Annotated in this window: 19 protein-coding genes; 11 read left to right on the top strand and 8 right to left on the bottom strand. The window is 56.9% G+C overall.

The window, feature by feature from the left end; translation table 11 throughout:
• Nucleotides 1–2: 2 nt before the first annotated feature.
• From JMN36_RS06000 to JMN36_RS05980, 5 genes are all read left to right on the top strand, one after another.
• The gene (locus tag JMN36_RS06000) at nucleotides 3–1364 is read left to right on the top strand and encodes an AI-2E family transporter (protein WP_204088228.1); all 1362 of its coding nucleotides are present in this window, start codon (nucleotides 3–5) and stop codon (nucleotides 1362–1364) included.
• Nucleotides 1364–2701, top strand: a complete 1338-nt coding sequence (locus JMN36_RS05995; RefSeq protein ID WP_204088227.1) for an AI-2E family transporter — start codon at nucleotides 1364–1366, stop codon at nucleotides 2699–2701. The genes JMN36_RS06000 and JMN36_RS05995 overlap by 1 nt, the downstream gene beginning before the upstream one ends.
• A 26-nt stretch (nucleotides 2702–2727) precedes the next feature.
• Complete coding sequence (locus tag JMN36_RS05990) at nucleotides 2728–3633, top strand: DUF6542 domain-containing protein (protein ID WP_204088226.1); 906 nt, start codon at nucleotides 2728–2730, stop codon at nucleotides 3631–3633.
• A gap of 116 nt (nucleotides 3634–3749) precedes the next feature.
• A complete protein-coding gene (xseA, locus tag JMN36_RS05985; RefSeq protein ID WP_204088225.1) occupies nucleotides 3750–5024 on the top strand; it encodes an exodeoxyribonuclease VII large subunit in 1275 nt (424 codons plus the stop codon).
• A gap of 71 nt (nucleotides 5025–5095) precedes the next feature.
• The gene (locus tag JMN36_RS05980; protein WP_204088224.1) at nucleotides 5096–5431 is read left to right on the top strand and encodes an exodeoxyribonuclease VII small subunit; all 336 of its coding nucleotides are present in this window, start codon (nucleotides 5096–5098) and stop codon (nucleotides 5429–5431) included.
• Here JMN36_RS05980 and JMN36_RS05975 read toward each other — a convergent pair.
• Nucleotides 5359–5976 carry a DUF4245 domain-containing protein gene (locus tag JMN36_RS05975; protein ID WP_204088223.1) on the bottom strand — a complete coding sequence of 206 codons (618 nt, stop codon included), beginning with the start codon at nucleotides 5974–5976 and terminating at the stop codon, nucleotides 5359–5361. The two genes, JMN36_RS05980 and JMN36_RS05975, sit on opposite strands and share 73 nt — an antisense overlap.
• A gap of 293 nt (nucleotides 5977–6269) precedes the next feature.
• Here JMN36_RS05975 and glpX point away from each other — a divergent pair, with 293 nt between their 5' ends.
• The 4 genes from glpX to JMN36_RS05955 all read left to right on the top strand — a co-directional run bounded on the left by glpX (nucleotide 6270) and on the right by JMN36_RS05955 (nucleotide 11720).
• Nucleotides 6270–7274 (top strand): class II fructose-bisphosphatase, encoded by a 1005-nt coding sequence (gene glpX / locus JMN36_RS05970; RefSeq protein ID WP_012731237.1) that lies wholly within the window; start codon nucleotides 6270–6272, stop codon nucleotides 7272–7274.
• 240 nt (nucleotides 7275–7514) lie between these two features.
• On the top strand, nucleotides 7515–8918 hold the full coding sequence (locus JMN36_RS05965; protein ID WP_221924018.1) for a class II fumarate hydratase: 1404 nt from the start codon (nucleotides 7515–7517) through the stop codon (nucleotides 8916–8918).
• Between the two features lie 205 nt (nucleotides 8919–9123).
• Nucleotides 9124–10020: a TetR/AcrR family transcriptional regulator gene (locus JMN36_RS05960; RefSeq protein WP_236881623.1), complete on the top strand. Its 897-nt coding sequence runs from the start codon at nucleotides 9124–9126 to the stop codon at nucleotides 10018–10020.
• A gap of 14 nt (nucleotides 10021–10034) precedes the next feature.
• Nucleotides 10035–11720, top strand: coding sequence for an MDR family MFS transporter (locus JMN36_RS05955; protein ID WP_204088221.1), 1686 nt, complete (start codon nucleotides 10035–10037; stop codon nucleotides 11718–11720).
• A gap of 395 nt (nucleotides 11721–12115) precedes the next feature.
• Here JMN36_RS05955 and JMN36_RS05950 read toward each other — a convergent pair whose 3' ends face one another.
• Together JMN36_RS05950 and JMN36_RS05945 are read right to left on the bottom strand one after the other, a co-directional pair.
• Nucleotides 12116–12622 (bottom strand): GNAT family N-acetyltransferase, encoded by a 507-nt coding sequence (locus JMN36_RS05950; protein WP_221924017.1) that lies wholly within the window; start codon nucleotides 12620–12622, stop codon nucleotides 12116–12118.
• Between the two features lie 53 nt (nucleotides 12623–12675).
• Entirely contained in the window at nucleotides 12676–13293 is a 618-nt protein-coding gene (locus JMN36_RS05945) for a LysR family transcriptional regulator substrate-binding protein (protein WP_221924016.1), read from the bottom strand.
• A 178-nt stretch (nucleotides 13294–13471) separates the two neighbouring features.
• Between JMN36_RS05945 and JMN36_RS05940 the strand changes: the two genes are divergently transcribed.
• Nucleotides 13472–13816, top strand: coding sequence for a DUF5997 family protein (locus tag JMN36_RS05940; protein ID WP_236883021.1), 345 nt, complete (start codon nucleotides 13472–13474; stop codon nucleotides 13814–13816).
• Between the two features lie 19 nt (nucleotides 13817–13835).
• Here JMN36_RS05940 and JMN36_RS05935 read toward each other — a convergent pair whose 3' ends face one another.
• From JMN36_RS05935 to glyA, 4 genes are all read right to left on the bottom strand, one after another.
• Nucleotides 13836–14663 carry an enoyl-CoA hydratase/isomerase family protein gene (locus JMN36_RS05935; protein ID WP_204088217.1) on the bottom strand — a complete coding sequence of 276 codons (828 nt, stop codon included), beginning with the start codon at nucleotides 14661–14663 and terminating at the stop codon, nucleotides 13836–13838.
• Between the two features lie 65 nt (nucleotides 14664–14728).
• Complete coding sequence (locus tag JMN36_RS05930; RefSeq protein ID WP_204088216.1) at nucleotides 14729–15904, bottom strand: acyl-CoA dehydrogenase family protein; 1176 nt, start codon at nucleotides 15902–15904, stop codon at nucleotides 14729–14731.
• 604 nt (nucleotides 15905–16508) lie between these two features.
• Nucleotides 16509–17135, bottom strand: a complete 627-nt coding sequence (locus tag JMN36_RS05925) for an isochorismatase family protein (RefSeq protein WP_204088215.1) — start codon at nucleotides 17133–17135, stop codon at nucleotides 16509–16511.
• 2 nt (nucleotides 17136–17137) lie between these two features.
• Complete coding sequence (glyA, locus tag JMN36_RS05920) at nucleotides 17138–18484, bottom strand: serine hydroxymethyltransferase (RefSeq protein WP_204088214.1); 1347 nt, start codon at nucleotides 18482–18484, stop codon at nucleotides 17138–17140.
• Nucleotides 18485–18601: 117 nt separating this feature from the next.
• Here glyA and coaA point away from each other — a divergent pair, with 117 nt between their 5' ends.
• On the top strand, nucleotides 18602–19528 hold the full coding sequence (coaA, locus tag JMN36_RS05915) for a type I pantothenate kinase (protein ID WP_204088213.1): 927 nt from the start codon (nucleotides 18602–18604) through the stop codon (nucleotides 19526–19528).
• Between the two features lie 13 nt (nucleotides 19529–19541).
• On the opposite strand, the gene uppS is transcribed toward coaA, so the two are convergent.
• Nucleotides 19542–20399, bottom strand: a complete 858-nt coding sequence (gene uppS, locus JMN36_RS05910; protein WP_204088652.1) for a polyprenyl diphosphate synthase — start codon at nucleotides 20397–20399, stop codon at nucleotides 19542–19544.
• Nucleotides 20400–20490 lie beyond the last annotated feature (91 nt).

Genomic DNA, 20490 nt, shown 5'->3' with positions numbered 1-20490 from the left:
TGATGATGAAATCCTCTACCGAACCAGAACCGGGAAACGTGCCCGGTTCGCTCGCTCCCCTTAGCCGCAAACATGCAAGTCAGCTGGCCAATCGTGATAACGCTGACGAGGTCATGGGCGTTCCGTATTACGCCCATGCGCCCTTAACGGAGGCAAGCCGTTCGGCATCGATAGCCGTTAATATCAAGCGATTGGCCTTGTGGTGCTTACGGTTCCTTGCCATCGCGCTGGCCGCGTTTCTTCTCTGGTATGGATTAGGACTGATGTGGAGTGCGCTCCTGCCAGTAATGATCTCAATCATTGTCTGCACTCTGCTGTGGCCGCCAGTTCACTGGCTAACTAAGCACAAGGTCCCCCAGGCCCTGTCAGCGATCGTGGTTATTTTGGGCGCTGCAGTCATTGTTGTTGGCACGCTCAGCCTCGTCACAACAAGTGTTATCGACCAGTCTGAATCATTAGCTCACCGCGCCTCCCACTCCTTGCGGGAAACTAAAGAAGCGCTCAATGGGCCACCGCTCAACATCAAAGACGCCCAGCTCAACCAAGCCCTTGACGAAGCCGCCGCTCACATTCAGGAGCATTCCGGCTCCCTTGTCAGCTCCGTGCTGTCAGGAGCGTCGGCTGCGTCGTCGGTCGCTGTCACCTTGGGCATTGTCCTCATGCTGACCTTCTTCTTCCTGAACGACGGCCACAAGTTTTTACCGTGGATTGATCGTCAGTTTTCAGGCTCGATTGGGACGCACCTCCACGAGATATTCGCCAGGTCGTGGAAAACTCTCGGAGGGTTCATCCGCGCACAAGCAATTATTTCCTTCCTGAACTCCGTCTTTATTGCCATCGGGTTATCGATCCTTCATGTCCCGCTAGCCCTTGCGCTCGCTGTACTCAATTTCTTCTGTGGGTTTATCCCGATCTTCGGCGCACTAGTTGCGGGTGCTGTGGCGGTTGTCATCGCATTCGTCGCCAATGGGTGGATTTCGGCGCTGTTGACCGCGCTGCTCATCCTGTTAGTGCACCAAATCGAAGGCAATGTCCTCTCCCCCATCCTGCAATCGCGAGCAATGAACCTGCACCCAGTCATCATCCTGGCCTCGGTAGCCATCGGTGGAAGCGTTTACGGAGTCGTCGGCGCCTTTCTTGCCGTTCCTCTCGCGGCCGTGGGCGCAGTCTTACTCCGGTACGCCAGTGAGCAAGTGGACAGTCACGTTGTTGATCCCGTGCAGCCCATCGTCGTTATTGATCCAGAAACGAGCACTGCGGCGAATCACAGTTCGGTGACGGCACAGCCTGGGCCAGAGCCGACACACTCGGACGCACGCAGTAACACATCTACTACCGACGACGGCATGGAGGAGAACAAATAATGTCACTCTTCAACCGCCGCAAAAAAAACGGTCAGGAAGCAACCGACTCCGCTCCATCGGCCGGGAGCCGCAAGATAGACCCGTCAACGAACGCGGAAGGCCACTCGCACAACCCCAGTACGCCATTCCGCGGCAGCGAACTCCACCCCGAGGTCGACCCCTCCGACGCCCCCAAAGACCGTCTCGCAGTCATTGGCGACGTCGTCTCCATCATCGCAGCCTGGTCAATACGGCTGATCCTGCTCATCGCCGGCGGCATCGTTGCATGGAGAGCGATTGGTCTGCTGTGGAGGGGTGTTCTTCCCATCTTGATCGCCCTCATCATCTGCACGCTGCTCTGGATTCCTACAAATTGGATGCGCAAAGCGCACTTTCCCCGATGGCTCGCAGCCTTGGTCTCCGTCTTAGGCGCCTTGGCTATCATCGTCGGCCTCTTCAGCCTCATCGCACCGAGCGCCGTCGAACAATCCTCTCAATTGGCAGATCAATCGATCAAGGGGCTGGAAAAGGTTCAGAACTATGTTCAAGGTCCACCCCTTAATCTTGATGATCAACAGATCAACGACTATCTGGATGAGGGAATCGACAAGATTAAATCCAGCTCGGATCAAATCATTGCGGGCGTCGTAACAGGTGTAAATAAGGCATCAGAATTGGCGGTGATGCTCGGCGTTATTCTGATGATCACCTTCTTCTTCCTGAAAGATGGCGATCGTTTCCTCCCTTGGCTAGGCAAAATTTCAGGCAAACGGGGTAAAGGGCACATCGTTGACCTGCTGCAGCGGTCCTGGAATACGCTCGGGGGATTCATCCGTGCTCAGGCGATTGTTTCACTCATCGATGCTTTCTTCATCGGACTTGGGCTGGTCATCCTCAACGTACCGCTTGCTCTACCGCTGGCAGTCATCACATTCATGGGTGGTTTCATCCCGATCGTTGGCGCGATCGTAGCGGGAGCTGTCGCCGTCCTTATTGCCCTTGTATCGAATGGCTTCACGACGGCATTAATTGTGCTCGCCATCATCATCGCGGTTCAGCAACTTGAAGGAAATGTCCTCTCCCCAATCCTGCAATCAAAGGCGATGAATCTCCACCCGGTCATTGTTCTTCTATCCGTCACCGTCGGTAGTAATTTGTACGGAATTATCGGTGCGTTCCTGGCTGTACCCGTCATGGCTACAATTGCCGTCTGGTTGCGATACTTCAGTGAACTTATCGATAAAGAAGTCACGACCCGAAAGAAAGCGCTAAGCAATCGTCAATATACTGAAAATGTACGACGAGACTCCGAAACAACCCCAACAATGCCCGTTACCGGTCTGCCTACCAATAAATAGGACTTAAACGGGTACCCTAATTCCCTGTGTCAGAATATCGAACTCCTGCTGCCTCCCCGAGAACTTCTTCGGGGCGCTCCAACAGCAACGACAATCGGTTCTGGGGACTGCTCTGGTGGGCTCCCCTGGCGATCATCGCTGCCTCCATGGCGACCGGCATGCTCATCAGTTCGGCCGGTGACGGAACCCTGGGCCGGTGGTACTTCATTTTCTTCGTTGCATCGTCGCTCATCACGACGCTGCTCGTCCAGGTACAAGGGCTGCTCGTCACTGTCTGTGCGCAACCCATCCTTTTCACGGTGCTCACGCCCATCTGTTCCCTCCTGGCCGGAAAGCTGAGCGGGCATTCCGAGGGCGTCGGGGTGTTTTCTAAGACCTCGCTGTTGGCGAACTTCTTCCCGGTTGTCCAGCACTTCTTCGTTCTCTTCTGGACGGTCGTGATCAGCGCCATCATTGCGGTTGTGCGATGCTGGTTGTACCGACGGCAAACCGCACGCGTCACGGAACGACGTCAAACTGCCTCATCGCGGGCACCGCGGAACGGGCAACAAAAGCAACGAGCTTCTGCTTCTCGTGCCCACCGGTCGCAAGAGTATCGCTCGGACTCGACGAGTACATCGATAGATTCGGCACGCACCGATTCTCGACGGTCCTCCTCACCGTCGCGGCGTCACCAACCGCGTTCCTATGAGACGAACCGATCCTCGCGAGTGAGTAGCCGATACGAGGATCGATATGAAGGCTCCGATGTATCTCGTCGGCAGCATGACGCCCCGTCCCGGCCGACGCACCAAGGGGATCGCGATCGGTACCGGGATCAGTCTCCCACGTATCCGTCGAAGAAATTCACGCCGCGGACTTACCGTCCCGACGACGGCGCGTCCTCCCTGCCGCCGCGGACGACCCGGCCACGGCATTCACGTCGGGACTAAGGACGCCACATCAAGGCCAACAGCGCCCACGTCGAAGCCACAGAGAAAACCAGTGGCAATCAGCACTTTCGCATGAGCTGCCGGTTATGTCCTAGATAGCCATTAAAGTGGGGCATATGACTGCGAAACAGGATCCGACCACGTCGGGGTCACGCACCGCTCGAGGCGGACTTACCTCCCCCGAAGCCCCGTGGCCCGTCCGCATCCTTAACCGCAAAATCGGAGACTGGATTTCTAAGCTCGGTTCAGTGTGGGTCGAGGGTCAGCTCACTCAGATGAAGCAGACCCGGTACTGGACGTTCCTTACCCTCCGTGACGTCGAAGCGGAGATGTCGATTGAGCTGATCGCCAAGAATCACGTCATTACGTCTCTTCCCACACCGCTGTCGCATGGTGACCGGGTCATTGTTCTGGGGAAACCGAATTATTCCGTCAGCCGTGGCCAGCTGAAGCTATCCATTACCGACATCCGCCCAGTTGGGATTGGTGAACTACTCGCTCGCATCGAGCAACTCCGTAAACTCCTTGCTGCTGAAGGATTACTCGCACCGGAGCGGAAAAAACCACTCCCCGTTCTCCCCCAACGCATCGGACTCATTACCGGCCGAGGCTCCGCTGCAGAACGCGACGTGATCTCTATCGCGCAAGAGCGATGGCCTGCGGTGAAAATTCGGACACTCAATCCACCAGTCCAGGGCGCCAGCGCTGTCCCTGAAGTCAAAGAGGCGCTCACCATCCTTGATCGTGATCCCACCGTCGACGTTATCATCGTGGCGCGCGGCGGCGGTTCCGTCGAAGATCTTCTTCCATTTTCCGACGAAAGCCTCGTTCGCCATGTCAGCACGCTGAGAACACCAATCGTCAGCGCTATTGGGCACGAGACGGATAACCCTGTTCTCGACGACGTAGCCGACCTGCGGGCGGCGACTCCCACGGATGCGGCAAAACGAGTCGTGATCGATATGGCTACTGAGCTCGAGGGAATCCGTGATTGTCGACAGCGCGGGCAGCAAGCGCTCTTCCGGTGGTTGGACTACGAGCGCGATCGTCTGAATGATCTGCGCCAACGGCCCGTGATGGCCGACCCGATGACGCTGATAAACCGCCACGCAGAGGACGTGGCACGTGATGCGTCGTCCATTAGGCGAAATATCACGCTCTTGCTGGAGCGCGCGAACTCCGAGATCGCTCATCTGCGCGGGCAAGTCTCAGCATTGGGCCCGTCGGCAACACTTGCACGAGGATATTCCATCGTCCAAGTACAGCGTCCCGGTGAAGAGTCCGAAGTGGCGACCTCGATTGACCAAACCCCACCGGGGTCTCAGCTGCGAATCCGGCTCAACGACGGATCAATCGTTGCGGCCACGATGTCGACCTCCCCGGCTCAATGAGCCAACTCCACACATCACGATTATCCACACACCACGCTTAACCACACGTAACGCTTTCGAAGGAGCTATCTATGACACAGCCCGACCGCAACGATTCCGACTCATTCACCATCGGGTCCGGCGAATCCAACCCCCGCTTTAAACCCGTCGAAGAATTATCCTACGAAGAAGCACGTCAGGAACTCATTGAAGTCGTACGCATCCTCGAACTTGGCCAAATGAGCCTTGATGAGTCGCTCCTGTACTGGGAGCGGGGCGAGGCACTGGCCCGGACCTGCGAAGACTACCTCGAGGGAGCCCGCCACCGCGTGGAGAAAGCCTTAGAGGATAGTGATTACGCCGAGGGTGAAGACGACACCTCGGACGGGGCCGATTCTCCCGCAGACGGTTCTGGCTTTGCTTCCTGAATAGCCTTCGCCATCGTCGAAAATTCATCGGTGCTGCCGGTGCCCGATACAGCCCATCGCACGTCTTTCTTATCCACGACCCATGCCGTGCGGACGTCATCGTCGGAACCCTCAAACACATGCCACGTTGTTCCGTCGATGTCTTTCGTTCCTTTTTCTTCCCGGGCTTTACCATCGAGCCCCTGGGCTACGTCGTCGACGGATGCGCTCGTTTGAACAAACCGGATCCAGTCTTTGCCGTGGACCCACCCGACTGAGGAGCCAGAATGGCCGTTGAGGTTGATCCGAAGGGCTGAATTAGGAATCCACCCCTCGGGCGACGCAGGTATGCGAACGGGATAATCGGCGGATTGCGCCTCGCTCTGTAAGAACGTGGTGTAGTCAACGCGGGTGACCTTGCCTTCTTTGGGGTTGCCCGGCTGGTAATGGCACAGGCCTGTCCCTCCGATGACGACGAACATCACGATGAGCATGACTCCGAGCGAGATAATCATGTCACGGCCGTCTTGGAAAATCCTTGGCTTCTCCACCTTTTTCGTGCGCACGCGAACGATTATGGCTGTTCATCATGGGGGATCACAAAACCACCGGTCGATGTCGGCCACCAACCACCCACGACGACCACTCAGTATTAGTTTCATTCTTGGCCACACTGCCCGCATAGCCGTGGTCACACCAATCAACAGGAAGAACCTGTGGTCACCTCCGAAAAAGTACAAGATTCACCACATTTTGCCCCTATTTGGGAGTGAGATTAATCGGCTATTGGGCGCATAAGTGAAACAATGAAGATGATCAACCCCATCACTGAAGCCAAAACAGGAGGCATGTGCCACCCATGAGTGACCACAAACAAACACCACCGGACCGTAACCTTGCTATGGAACTGGTCCGCGTGACGGAAGCCGCCGCCCTTGCCTCGGGCAGGTGGGTCGGCCGCGGAAAGAAAAATGAAGGCGACGGAGCCGCTGTCGACGCCATGCGCCAGATGATCAACACCGTGGCAATGCGCGGTGTGGTCGTTATCGGCGAAGGTGAGAAAGATGAAGCCCCGATGCTCTTCAACGGTGAAGAGGTCGGAACAGGCGAAGGCCCCGATATCGACATCGCTGTCGACCCTGTTGATGGGACCACATTGATGGCTGAGGGCCGTCAGAACGCTATCTCGGTGCTCGCCGCAGCAGAGCGTGGAACCATGTACGACCCATCCGCCGTGTTTTACATGAAGAAAATCGCGGTCGGCGCGGAGGCCCGCGGCGTTGTTGACGTCAACGCCCCGGTCAAGGACAACATTCGCGCAGTGGCGCACGCCAAGGGCAAGAGGGCGTCTGACATTACCGTCGTCGTTTTGGATCGTCCCCGCCACGAGCACCTCATTCAGGAAATTCGCGACGCCGGAGCCAAGGTTCGTTTAATCCACGACGGTGACGTCGCCGGTGCTGTGGCAGCCGCCCAAGATCAGACCCAGAACAGCATCGACATCATGATGGGCGTCGGCGGAACCCCAGAAGGCATCATCACTGCGTGTGCCATGCGATGCATGGGCGGAGAGATTCAGGGCGTGCTGACCCCGCGTAATGATGAAGAGAAGCAGAAGGCTCTCGATGCTGGCCACGAACTGGGCAAGGTTCTTACGACCGAGGACCTCGTTCATTCACAGAACTGCTTCTTCGTTGCGACAGGTGTAACCAACGGCGATATGCTCCGTGGCGTCACGTATTCACCGCGCGGTGCGATCACGCGGTCGCTGGTCATGCGGTCGAAGTCCGGCACTGTCCGCATGATTGAGTCGCATCACCAGTTGACGAAGCTGGAAGAGTACGCTGTCGTCGATTACAGCTAGGACCCGTTTTCGGGTCGGTGTGATGCCCGGGGATATCTGTTGTTCTCCGGGCATTCACGCGTACACACAAACCACGCGCTTGCCGCATGCCTCGCTGATCTATGACCTACACCACTAGGTTGTATTTTTGGCAACATCAGTCACACATCAAGGCTCCCGATGGGCCATACTTGAGGTGGCACGAATTCTGCCACTTTGCACATATCCTCATAGCACATATGAAGGTGGGACTTACATAACATGAGCGATCAGGAATACCGCATCGAACACGACACCATGGGTGAAGTCAAGGTTCCGGCCACAGCACTGTGGCGCGCGCAAACCCAACGTGCGGTTCAGAATTTCCCAGTGTCGGGGCGTGGCCTCGAACACGCACAAATCCGCGCCATGGGCCTGCTCAAGGCAGCATGTGCGCAAGTCAATCTTGACCGTGGCCTACTTTCAGAGGACAAAGGCAAAGCCATCATCGCAGCGGCCACCGAAATTGCCGACGGCAAACACGACAAAGAATTTCCTATCGACGTCTTCCAGACCGGCTCCGGTACGTCGTCGAATATGAACACCAACGAGGTTATCGCCTCTATCTGTAAGAACAACGGCGTTGAGGTTCACCCTAACGACGATGTCAACATGGGCCAGTCTTCGAACGACACCTTCCCCACCGCGACGCACGTTGCCACCACGGAGGCTGCCGTTAAGGATCTCATCCCTTCATTGACGACGCTGCACAAGTCGCTGTCCGCCAAGGCGACCGAGTGGGAAGAGGTTGTGAAGTCCGGACGCACCCACCTGATGGACGCGGTACCGGTGACCTTGGGGCAGGAGTTCTCGGGCTACGCTCGGCAAATCGAGGCTGGTATCGAGCGCGTGAAGGCCACCCTGCCGCGCGTCGGTGAACTCCCCATCGGTGGTACGGCCGTCGGAACCGGGCTGAACACCACCGAAGATTTCGGCGACAAAGTCACCGCTGAGCTGGTGAAACTGACCGGTGTCGAGGAACTGCGTCCATGTGTTAACCACTTTGAGGCTCAGGCGAACCGCGATGGGCTCGTCGAGATGTCGGGTGCACTAAGGAGCATTGCTGTCTCCCTCAACAAGATCGCCAACGATATCCGGTGGATGGGCTCCGGCCCGCTGACCGGCCTGGGCGAGATTCACCTGCCTGACCTCCAGCCGGGCTCGTCGATTATGCCGGGCAAGGTCAACCCGGTCATGTGTGAGACCGCTACTCAGGTTGCGTGCCAGGTCATTGGTAACGACGCCGCGATTGCTGCCGGTGGCATGCAAGGCGCGTTCGAGCTGAATGTGTTCATCCCGATGATGGCGCGCAATGTTCTGGAGTCAATCCGCCTGCTGTCGAACACCGCGGTGATCTTCGCCGAAAAGATGGTGGACGGAATTGAGCCCAATGCTGAGCGCATGCGGACACTGGCTGAGTCGTCGCCGTCGATCGTTACTCCGCTCAACAGCGCGATCGGTTACGAGGCTGCCGCGAAGGTTGCCAAGACTGCGCTGAAGGAGGGCAAGACTATTCGCCAAACCGTTATTGACCTCGGGTTTGTCGACGGTGAGAAGCTCACGGAGGAAGAGCTGGATAAGCGCCTCGACGTGCTTGCGATGGCAAACACGGATCGCGATAAGTAAGCGAATGCATCGCTAGTCGCCTGCGTCGTCTAGTCGCCTACAAACACTGGGCCGCCCCTTGAGGGTGGCCCTTTTTTATGGCCTCCAGCGGTCCCACCATGACCCAAGTCACACTTGAAGGGCTTTTGATTTCTTTCACACAATGCAGACTTATACCGACCGCAACTTTGCACTCGGTGCATAATTGGGTCTAAGGTTGGCTCTCGTGGAAAGCAATCGTAACTACCTCGACACCGAGGGAATTCATGCGCCACGGGGTCTTCGGGAACGCAAGCGCTTAGAAACCCTGTGCGCTATCGAAGATCACGCCACCCGGCTTGTCCTCGACAAAGGCTATGACAACGTCACCATCGAGGACATCGTCGACGCCGCCAACATTTCGAAACGTACGTTCTTCAACTATGTCGACTCCAAGGAAACCGCCGTCCTCGGCCACCCTGTTGTCGACCTCCCTGAGGAAGAACGAAAAGAATTCCTTGCTGCCGACCCGCAACATGTGACCGTGGCCTTGGTGGACCTCATCCTCCAGACCAGTTTCGCGTCGCGCGGCCGCAGTGACGAGTTCTCAACGCTGCTGCTGAGCCGTCGGAAGCAAATCTTCCGCAACAACCCTAATATTGCAGCTCCGCAATTTGGACTGACTATCCAACGCTTCCACAACATCGTGGAACTGGTCGACGAATTCTTCACCCTCCACCCGGAGCGTCGATCGCTTCCACAAACTGCTTTTCCGGGCACAGAAAGCACAAGTGGCGTCTCTGAGGAAGCCGTCACCCTGGCAATGCTGTGCCAAGACGCCGTGCGGATCGGAACGCTCCGGTGGACCAGGCAACCCGATGGCACCAATGGGCATCGTCGCCTCCGCGATTGCTGCTTGGGCGCTTTCACCCTGTTCTACGACGTTTTAGGGGCTCCTCCCCCGGAATGTTTGGCCAGCACGCCACCGAAGGCGGCGTCGGAAAGAAAAAGCAGTGACGACATCAATCTGGACATCACTGACGACCGCTCAACCAACGTCGACAAACAAACCAACAGCAAACAGAACGTCGACAAGAAAAATAAAAACAACAACAACGACGACGAACGTAACGATGAGAAATGAGAGGATGATGCACAGTGAGTAAACACAATGGCACACACAGCGACGCCACCAGCGACAACGCTGTGAACACGTCCGGGCAGCACCTGTCCAGCCGTGTGATTACGCCGGAATCAGTGAAGGACATTCATTCGCCGGCAGATCAGACGTCACCAACCACTGAGGGAACATCCTCCGCGCCGAAGAATAAGAGCAACATCCCTGCGGTCATGGTGGCCATCATGTCCGCGATGCTGCTGGCAAGTCTGGACCAGATGCTGTTCTCGACGGCCCTTCCCACGATCGTCGGCGACCTTGGTGGCGTCGAGCACATGTCGTGGGTCATTACGTCCTACCTGCTGTGCCAGACGATTATGATGCCGATCTACGGCAAACTCGGTGATCAAATCGGCCGCAAACCGATCTTCGTCGGCGCGATCGCTATCTTCCTCATCGGGTCGATCATCGGTGGCCTCTCGCAGTCGATGGCACAGCTGATCATTGGCCGCGGTATCCAAGGCCTCGGCGGCGGCGGACTCATGATCCTCTCGCAGGCAATCATGGCCGATGTTGTTCCCCCTCGTGAACGCGGTAAGTACGCGGGCTGGATGGGCTCGGTTTTCGGTGTGTCCTCCGTGCTCGGCCCCGTGCTTGGTGGTTGGTTCACGGATGGCCCCGGATGGCGATGGGCTTTCTGGATTAACCTGCCGGTCGGCCTTCTCGCGGTTGCTATCGCTCTGTTCGCTCTCAAGCTACCCAAGCGCGGAAATGGGCTGAAGCTCGATTACTTCGGCATTATCTTCATGGCGACGTCCGCATCATGCCTGATCCTCTTCACGTCGTGGGGCGGAAACCAGTACTCCTGGAGCTCACCCACGATCATCGGCTTGGAGATCGGAACCGTCGTTGCGGCCGCAATCTTCGTCTTTATCGAATTGCGCGCTAAAGACCCGCTGATCCCGATGTCGCTGTTCAAGAACCGCAACTTCAACCTGGTCACCCTGGGCGGTCTGTGCGTCGGAATCGTGATGTTCGGCGTTATGAGCTACATGCCCACCTACTTCCAGATGGTCCACAACATGAACCCGACCACCTCTGGTTTCATGATGATCTCTATGATGGTCGGATTGATGGGAACGTCCATCGGACTGGGCAATGTTGTCACCCGAACCGGCAAATACCGGATCTATCCCCCGATCGGCATGCTCATCGTGGTTGCCTCCTGTGTGCTTCTGCACCGGATCACCGTTGATACATCGCTGTGGTACCTCGGATTGTGCCTCTTCATCATGGGCGTTGGCCTGGGCATGACCATGCAGATCCTGATCCTGGTGGTGCAGAACTCATTCCCGATCCAAAAGGTCGGCGTTGCCACAGGAAGCAACAACTTCTTCCGCCAGATCGGTTCGTCGCTCGGTTCTGCTCTGGTCGGCGGGATTTTCACCAACCGCATTAGCGAACTGGTCGCGGACCGTATGCCAGCTGCCATGACGCAACTTCCGCCGGAGGTGCAGCAGAAGTTCGCGCAACAGTCGAGCGGGCTCGACGCCGATAGCCTCACGCCTGAGCTCGTTGGCTCGCTGCCTGGTCCGCTCAAGGACATGTTCATGGGAGCTTACAACGACGCATTGACTCCGGTGTTCATCGTTGTGATCCCGTTCGCTGTTCTCGCGTTCATCTTGTTCGCTCTCGTCCGCGAAGAGAAACTGCGGAACTCGGTGTAAATACAGCGCTGCTGAAGAACGGCACCATCGCGCGTCGGCACAACCCGTATTGTGTCGGCGCGATTTTGGGTTATACGACAAAAATGTGTCCACATGCCGGAAAACTGCGGGGGAATATGCGGGGTGCCGTCGAAAACTGCGGGGTGATATGGCCAAAAAAATGGCCGAAAATGGACCATATACCCCCGCACTTTTATTCGAAACGGATATATGGTTGCCGGGCATATATTTTCATTTGTGCCTAGATCACAGGCCAGAAATCACCGGGCTCGGACACACCGCCTTCTGTCGTATTACCCGCGATTTTTTAGCCGACGGTATTATGCCGGCCCGGGTCGGTGTGCCGGCCCCAGGTTGTTGCGCCGGCCGGCCTTATGGTGCCCGCCCGGGTTGTTCTACAGCAGCTTTTCATAAATAGCGCACTGGCGGTATTGGTCCGACCACGGACCGTAATCCATCCAACCGTGCCGCTGGAGTGTGCCCACTTTCCTGAACCCCGCCTTCGCATGCAGCGCTTGGGACGCGGAGTTGTCCTCAAAAATCCATCCAGTGATGGTCCACGCGCCCCACTCCCTCGCCTTTGTGGCAGAGTGCTCCAGAAGCGCGGTACCCACTCCACGTCCCGACGCCGCCGGATCAATATAAATCGAGTCCTCCAAGAACCCGGTCAGGGACGGCCGACGATAAAACGGCATGAGGGCAACCCACCCGAGAATCTTCCCCTCATCTTCCGCGACGAAGCACAGCTCAGGGATCTTCTTGTCGACGAATTCGTCCCACGTGACCGGCGAGGCTTCATATGCACCGTTGCCCGTATCCAGCCCGGCCTGGTGGATACGTGCCACGTCTGGATAATCGTCGCGCGTCATAGGGCGGATAGTTCCTGTGAACGATGCTCTCATAACGCTCTATTGTTCCATCCCGTACAGACGTCCCGTGCACACGTCCCAGGGCCCTATCGCGACGACCGTGCCGTGCGCCCCCGCACAATCCCGACAAGATTCTGTATGTCGCGGTTGTCACGGGATTGCAACCACACCATGGCCAGCTGCGTCGGACGCCCATCGCTTAAGGCAACGTCTTTCACTCCGCGCTTGTTGATGACCCGCAACAACGGCCGGGGTGCGATAACAACACCGACGTTGGCGGCAACAACCTCAAGCGCGGCACGGACGTCGGGAATATCGACCCGGAAGTCAGGCGGCTGCGGTGCCCACATGATCTTCTCGTCCTCTAGATCATGTAAACTGACCTGCGGAAACAGAGCTATGGGGTTGTCCTTGGGGACTGCGACGCCGGACTGTTCCTCGTACAGCTCAATGAGGTGGATCGATTGACCACTCGCTTCAGCATCCTTAACGACGCCTTCCCGTCCGCGACTATCCATGCGGACGAAAGCCACATCAGCCTTCCCGTGCAGGACATAAGGAAGCGGATCGTCAGCGGCGGCCGACGCAATGCGCACACGACGATTCGCACCACGCGACGCACCACCGTGGCGTTCATCAAACCTGCGGAACCATTTGTCGGGAAGAAGGCCCGGAACGAAGACGACCTTGAGATATTCGGTCATGAACAGATCGTAACGTACGACGTCCTCGCCCGGCGCGGTACGCGACTCGAATCGAAGAGGGCCAACTCAGCACTGAGAGCGTCGGGATAAGAACTGATTATGCATTACTCTGGTGCGCATGAACGATACTCATTCGCATAGTGATCACGCGTCCGGGGCGCAGCCGTCAAGCACTCGTATGAAGCCTATGACGGCGTCGAAAAAGCTGAATATTTTTCTTCCTGCCGCGCCTGAGGAGTTCCAGAAGACGGCACTTACTCATGATGAATTCGTCGGCTTACAGAACAACCCGCCTCAGTGGTTGAAAGATTTGCGGGTGAATGGGCCTCATCCTCGGGCGGAAGTCGCGCGGAAGCTCGGCGTCACTGCAGCAGCATTGAAGCGCAATGACATGGATAAGCCGCTCACGACTGCCGAAATTAACGATCTTCTTAACGACCGCCCGGAGTGGCTAGAGGAAGAGCGGAAGTCATTGGCAGAGGAACGCGAGCGTCGTCACGCTGCCAACGAAAACCATAAGTAATGCGTGTAGGGTGACGCTACTAGCGCCCTTTGAACTGGGGTTTTCTCTTTTCGACGAATGATCGCACTGCCTCTTGATGGTCCTCGGTGAAGGCTAGGCGCGCTTGGGCATCCGCTTCCCTGGCGGCCGCAGCCATCACGGCCTGCTCGTCTCTCACCAGGCTCTTGATTTCGCAGAACGACTTCGTTGGGCCATTCGCCAACGCTAGAGCGAACTTGGTCGCGGCCTCGTCGGCGCGGTCGTCGTCGGTGACCTCGGTGACAAGCCCCAGATCATACGCGCGCTCGGCTGTGAGTTGCTGGTCGCGGCACAACAGGTCGAGAGCCTTGGCAGGCCCGACGATGGATGTGAGGGTGTGGGAGAGCCCGCAATCGGAGGCCAATCCGACACCGGCGAAGGAACCGGTAAAGGATGCTCTCCGCGAGGCAATGCGGAAGTCGCAATTCAAAGCTAAGGACCACCCCGCGCCGGCCGCTGGTCCAGAAATAGCCGCGACAACAGGGGCTTTGATGGCAAGCAAGGCCTCAACCATGGGGTTGTATTCGTCGACAACCTTGCCCATACCCTGCCCGGTGGACAAGTCCTGGAGATGCTCTTTGAGGTCTTGCCCGACGCAAAAAGACTTCCCCTCGGCGGTGATAAGCACGGCGCGGACGCTCGGGTCAGTGGCCGCGTCGAACTCTTCGCGGAGCCGCGTACGAAGTACCTTGTTGATGGCGTTATATCCTTCTGTCCGCCGGAGCGTGATCACACGCACAACGCCAGAGGCAGCCTCAGCTGCACTGGTTGGTTGTCCTGTCTCAACATCCAGGGTCTCGACGCCCACCACGTCTTGTTCGTCCGACATAACAGCCTTTCTGGTTGCCGTGGGGCATGCGGAGCCCGCTCACCGCACCGTGGTTTGGTCGTTCCTTACTTTCCAGCGCCCTTGGCAAGGCGACGGGCAATGATTTCCTTCATGATTTCGTTCGGGCCACCGTAGATGGGCTGCACACGCGTATCCAGGTAGTGCGTGGCAATCGGGTATTCCATCATGAAGCCATAGCCACCATGCATTTGCAGCGCGTTGTTCACCACTTCTACCTGCAGATCCGTGGTCCACCACTTAGCCATCGCCGCTGTTGTTTCATCCAGTTCGCCCTTGACTTTTGCCTCGATACAGGCGTCGACGAAGGACTGAGCAGCTTGGATCTTGGTAGCCATCTCGGCCAACATCCACCCGTAGGCCTGGTGGTCAACCAGTCGTTTGCCGAACGTCTTACGGTCCTGGCTGTGCTGGTAAACGAGGTCGAAAGCGCGGCGCGAGGTCGCTACAGAGCCAACAGCGATAGATAGCCGCTCTTGCGCCAAGTTGTGCCTCAGGTAACCGAAACCGGCGCCCTCTTCACCGAGGAGGTTCTCGGCGGGAACGGTGACGTTTTCAAACGACAACTCCGCGGTGTCCTGCGCCTTAAGGCCGACTTTCTTCAGCGGCCCCGTCTTGGTGTACCCCTCCATACCGTCCTCGACGATGAGGAGGGAAACACCGGTGCGGCCCTTTTCAGGGTCAGTAACGGCCACGATAATCGTGAAGTCTGCTTGGACGCCATTGGAGATGAATGTCTTGGCACCATTCACGACGTAGTTGCCGTCGGCGTCTTTCTTAGCGAGCGTCCGGATTCCCGCCAGGTCAGCGCCGGCCCCCGGCTCCGTCATAGCAATAGCGGCGATCTTCTCACCAGCACAAAGCGGACGTAGGAAGCGCTCTTTCTGCTCGTCATTGGCGAATCGCTCGAGGTACGGAACGACCAAGTCATTGATCGTCTGCACAGAGACAATGACCGAACCGCAATCGGACTGGGCCAGCTCTTCCGACAGGATGGCGTTAAATCGCCAGTCGTCCATGCCTCCACCGCCGAATTTTTCGTCGGCAGTAATTCCTAAAAGTCCCAGTTCACCGGCTTTTTTGTACATGTCGCGGTCGCAATAGCCCTGTTCATGCCACTGATCAACATGAGGGGTGATTTCCTTGGCGACGAAATCGCGGGCGGTTTCACGAAACATCTTGTGCTCGTCATCGAAAATCGTGCGAGGTAAGAAGTTCTTCATGGGATATGCGCTCCTTATCTATCCTTTTTGTGATTAGCAGCAGTTTTCGAGGTCTGACAGTGACCGCGACGTGAACACTACTTTAGGTGGTAGGTCATGATTTACATGCGATCGTAACCCATGTCACAGATTTACGAGGGCTATTTCTCAATCACGACATGGCGAGATAAGAAGGCCGGGGGTAAAAATTACCCCCGGATTAAATTGGCCAAAACCCCACTGACCAGGCGATTTCAATTATTGATACAAATAAGTTGCTTAAATCATTGACGGATTGCTTTAGGTAAGGCTAAATTGAAGGTCGTACCGCAGCGGGATGTTCGAGAACGCTCTACCACCCGGGGACATCAGGGGTTCCCTAGGTAGGCGGAGCATCTCAGAGTGGTGCACAGTGATGAAAATCGATACTGGTTGTGCTGGTTCGATCGGCAAGGGTCATTCCTCTTCTCCCCTTCCTGATCTGCCTTCCCTCAGCGCTCGTCACCTCCTCCAGGCGCCGAGGACACCAGCACTGTCGTCGCCAATATCGACCTCCGGAATAGAAACGGCACTGTGATGGCCTCGTCAACCATCACAGTGCCGTTTCACTTATCAGAATCAGAAGCTAGCGCACCGACGCACCTGCATGCTTCATATCTTCCACAGCCTTCGCGCTGGAATCAGGGGCGACACCTGCACACAACTCTGGCAGAAGAGTGACAGTGAATCCCTCCGCAATTCCATCGAGCACCGTCGCCTTCACGCAGAAATCTGTCGCGATCCCGCAGACGTCGATCGATTCGATCCCCTGCTTGCGCAACCAGGGTCCCAGTCTCTCTGGCTGCCCGCCACCCGAGGCCTCGTCGGTCCCTTCGAGATAACCCTCAAAACCGCTATAGGCAGCTTCGTACTCGCCCTTCAGGAACCAGTAGTCGACAGAGGAGACATCAAGGTTGGGGTGCGACTCAGCCCCCGGGGTTCCAACCTTGCAGTGGACCGGCCACGTCTCGACGAAATCGGGCTCCACACCGGGTGGCGCAAAGTGCGAACCGGGATCGATATGCCAGTCCTTAGTCCCCACAATGAAGTCATACTTGGCGGCCACGTCTGGGCGCTGGACATAATCGGAGATTCCCGCGGCCACGGTGTCGCCGCCCTCGCAGGCCAATGCACCACCAGGGCAGAAATCATTCTGAACGTCGACAATGACTAAGCATCGGTGGGTGCGTGAGGAACTATTCGTATCGCGCATGATTACATCAGTGTCCAATCTTCCAGGCCGTCATAAAGGGGGAACTTCGCCGCTAGGGCCTCAACCCGCTGACGTAGGTGATCTCGGACCTCGTCGGACTTCCCTTGATGGCCGCTGATCAGCGTCTCCGCGATAATGTCGGCAACTTCCCCAAATGCTTCTCGATCAAATCCGCGGGTCGCCAGGGCCGACGTCCCGATCCTCAGTCCAGAGGTGACCATGGGCGGACGCGGATCAAAGGGCACCGCATTGCGGTTCACCGTGATCCCCACATCATGGAGGGCATCCTCAGCTTCCTGGCCATTTAACGACGAATGACGCAGGTCAACGAGGACGAGGTGAACGTCGGTACCGCCGGTGAGGACGTCGACACCCGCCTCACCTGCATCGTCTTGAGTCAGGCGGTTAGCCAGAATACGGGCTCCGGCGATGGTTCGTCGCTGACGATCCCGGAATTCCTCTGACCCCGCGATTTTCATCGCGACAGCTTTCCCAGCAATCGCGTGCATCAAGGGCCCACCCTGCTGGCCTGGAAAAACAGCCGAGTTGATCTTCTTGAAGAGGTCGAGATCATTCGTCAGGATCATTCCCGACCGAGGACCACCCAAGGTCTTGTGAATCGTCGTAGAGACGACATCCGCGTACGGAACCGGCGACGGGTGCAGACCAGCAGCCACCAACCCCGCGAAGTGGGCCATATCCACCCACAATGTGGCGCCCACCTCATCGGCGATCTCCCGGAACGCGGCGAAATCCTCATAACGTGGGTAAGCGGACCACCCCGCAATAATGACGGAGGGCTTTTCCTCCAGAGCCTGCTGGCGAACCTTCTCCATGTCGATGGTCATGGTGGTGGGGTCCACTTCATAAGCGACCGCGTTATACAGCTTTCCGGAGAAGTTGAGCTTCATTCCGTGGGTCAAGTGTCCCCCGTGTGCCAGGGAAAGGCCCAGGATCGTGTCGCCCGGTTTCGCGATGGCCATCAGCACGGCCGCATTCGCCTGAGCACCGGAATGGGGCTGCACATTGGCGTACTTCGCGCCAAACACCTTCTTAGCCCGGTCTCTCGCGAGGTCCTCAATGATGTCCACATTTTCGCAGCCACCGTAGTACCTACGCCCCGGGTACCCCTCCGCATATTTGTTCGTCAGCACCGAACCTTGGGCTTGAAGGACCGCTCGGGGAACGAAATTCTCACTCGCAATCATCTCGAGCGTGTTCCGTTGGCGGCTCAATTCGCCGGCAATGGCGTCGGCAACCTCGGGGTCGAGCTGGGATAAAGGCTGGTTAAGTAGCTGATCAGGGGTGTTAGCGGTTGACGGGGTCGTGCGTGATGAAGAATTACTCATGAAGGCCCTTCCTCGCTGGGGATGGCGTGTGTGCAGAACTACCCCATAGCTTAATGGGAGTATCGATTATGTACCCCACTTATGAGATAGGTCATTCGGCGGGGCACAATGGAAGACATGTCACGTGCGACTGAATCCAGCCCCTATCTGGAATTCAACAGACACCAATGGAAACGCTTGCGCATGTCTCAACCTCAGGTGCTGACCGAGGCCGAGGTAAAAGAGCTCCGCGGTGTGGGTGAGAACATTGCGCTGGATGAAGTGACCGAGGTTTATTTGCCGTTATCGCGTCTCATCCATCTTCAGGTGGAGGCTCATCAACGGTTGGGGCAAGCGACGGCGACGTTCTTGGGGGAAGATGTTCCCCATATCCCTTTCATCATTGGTATTGCAGGGTCGGTCGCCGTCGGTAAATCGACGACCGCTCGTTTGTTACAGAGGTTGCTTCAGCGGTGGGATTCTCATCCTAAGGTTGATCTGGTCACGACGGATGGCTTTCTTTACCCCACTGCCGAGTTAACGCGACGAGGCATTTTGGATCGAAAGGGTTATCCCGAAAGTTTTAATCGGCGCGCATTATTGCGGTTTATTACCGACGTGAAAGCGGGCTCTCGTAACGTTCGCGTACCGGTGTATTCCCACGAGTTGTATGACATTGTTCCCGATACGTTTATTACTGTTGACCGGCCGGATATTTTAATTATTGAAGGCCTAAACGTTCTTCAAACAGGCCCGACGTTGATGGTGTCTGATTTCTTTGAATTCAGCGTCTATGTCGATGCCCATCCTCGTGACATTGAGCAATGGTATGTGGATCGCTTTTTGCAATTGCGACATATCTCATTTTCTGATCCCGACGCGCACTTCCACCATTTTGCCGAACTTGACGACGACACCGCCATCCGGGAAGCCCGTGAAATCTGGCAGCGAGTGAATTTGCCGAACTTGACGGAGAATGTCTTGCCGACGCGACCTCGTGCGTCTTTGGTGCTCATGAAGGGCGAAGATCACTCTGTGCAGCGCGTTCGCATGCGGAAAGTGTGATGATTGACGCGTGTTACCGGCCGAACCGGCGGTTCCGTCGCGAAAAGTCGCGTAATGCGCGGAGAAAATCGACCCGTCGAAAAGCTGGCCAATACGTGTCAGTAAACCAAATCTCCGAATAGGCCGATTGCCACAAAAGAAAACCTGACAACCGCTGTTCCCCAGAGGTACGGATGACAAGATCCGGATCAGGCTGGCCAGAAGTGTACAAGTGATCAGAGATTCCTTGTACCGTGATTGCTTCCGCTATGTCGTCAAGAGAGAACCGCTGGTCATCCCCCAGTTCGCTGGCCTTACATGAGGACGCCGAATCAACCTGATGGGCGCTTTCGTCGTCCTTCGCCGAGGATTCCCGAGATGCCTCATGCTTCTCTTTAACCCGGTCTTCCAGCAAGGACCTCACGGCGTCAACTATTTCTTGCCGCCCACCGTAACCAACAGCCATGTTGACGCACACTCCGGTATGGTCAGCGGTCGCTTTTTCATTCGCCGCAAGACGGTCGGTGAGAGCGTCGGGAAGGATATCGCGGTGACCCACCACACGAAGCCGCGCGTTCAACTTCGATTTAGCCAGTTCATCGGACACATCACCAATGATTCTGCACAAAAGCTCCAGCTCAGCCTTATCGCGGTGGAGATTCTCTGTGCTCAGCAAATAAATGGTGACAAGTTCAATCCCGCGTTCACCGGACCACTGGACAAGCTCACTGATTTTCTTCGCACCGACGCGGTGCCCGTGGCTCACGTCGATAAACCCAGCTTCCCGTGCCCACCGGCGGTTACCGTCGCACATGACGGCAATGTGGCGGGGTACGGGCTTCCCCTCAAGTGTCCTCACCAAGCTGGCCTCGTACAACGGGTAGGTCGCCATGAGGGCAACGCGTTTACATGCGGCACGAGCACGCTTCCCAGCTTGGCGCACTGATGACACCAGCCGATTTTCGGGCACGCGACCATCATCG

This window comes from Corynebacterium pseudokroppenstedtii, from assembly GCF_019754945.1.
GTDB lineage: Bacteria > Actinomycetota > Actinomycetes > Mycobacteriales > Mycobacteriaceae > Corynebacterium > Corynebacterium pseudokroppenstedtii.
The sequence above is the reverse complement of the archived record's forward strand: the minus strand, read 5'-3'. Positions and strand labels throughout refer to the sequence as shown.

Excerpts from the sequence above, each read along its gene's own strand:
- JMN36_RS05935 (WP_204088217.1), bottom strand. The coding sequence starts at position 14,663 with ATGTCGGACGAACAAGACGTGGTGGGCGTCGAGACCCTGGATGTTGAG.
- glyA (WP_204088214.1), bottom strand. The coding sequence starts at position 18,484 with ATGAGTAATTCTTCATCACGCACGACCCCGTCAACCGCTAACACCCCT.
- JMN36_RS05950 (WP_221924017.1), bottom strand. The coding sequence starts at position 12,622 with ATGAGAGCATCGTTCACAGGAACTATCCGCCCTATGACGCGCGACGAT.
- JMN36_RS06000 (WP_204088228.1), top strand. The coding sequence starts at position 3 with ATGATGAAATCCTCTACCGAACCAGAACCGGGAAACGTGCCCGGTTCG.
- JMN36_RS05940 (WP_236883021.1), top strand. The coding sequence starts at position 13,472 with ATGAAGCCTATGACGGCGTCGAAAAAGCTGAATATTTTTCTTCCTGCC.
- xseA (WP_204088225.1), top strand. The coding sequence starts at position 3,750 with ATGACTGCGAAACAGGATCCGACCACGTCGGGGTCACGCACCGCTCGA.
- JMN36_RS05925 (WP_204088215.1), bottom strand. The coding sequence starts at position 17,135 with ATGCGCGATACGAATAGTTCCTCACGCACCCACCGATGCTTAGTCATT.
- JMN36_RS05995 (WP_204088227.1), top strand. The coding sequence starts at position 1,364 with ATGTCACTCTTCAACCGCCGCAAAAAAAACGGTCAGGAAGCAACCGAC.
- JMN36_RS05945 (WP_221924016.1), bottom strand. The coding sequence starts at position 13,293 with ATGACCGAATATCTCAAGGTCGTCTTCGTTCCGGGCCTTCTTCCCGAC.
- uppS (WP_204088652.1), bottom strand. The coding sequence starts at position 20,399 with ATGGCGACCTACCCGTTGTACGAGGCCAGCTTGGTGAGGACACTTGAG.
- JMN36_RS05980 (WP_204088224.1), top strand. The coding sequence starts at position 5,096 with ATGACACAGCCCGACCGCAACGATTCCGACTCATTCACCATCGGGTCC.
- JMN36_RS05930 (WP_204088216.1), bottom strand. The coding sequence starts at position 15,904 with ATGAAGAACTTCTTACCTCGCACGATTTTCGATGACGAGCACAAGATG.
- JMN36_RS05965 (WP_221924018.1), top strand. The coding sequence starts at position 7,515 with ATGAGCGATCAGGAATACCGCATCGAACACGACACCATGGGTGAAGTC.
- coaA (WP_204088213.1), top strand. The coding sequence starts at position 18,602 with ATGTCACGTGCGACTGAATCCAGCCCCTATCTGGAATTCAACAGACAC.
- glpX (WP_012731237.1), top strand. The coding sequence starts at position 6,270 with ATGAGTGACCACAAACAAACACCACCGGACCGTAACCTTGCTATGGAA.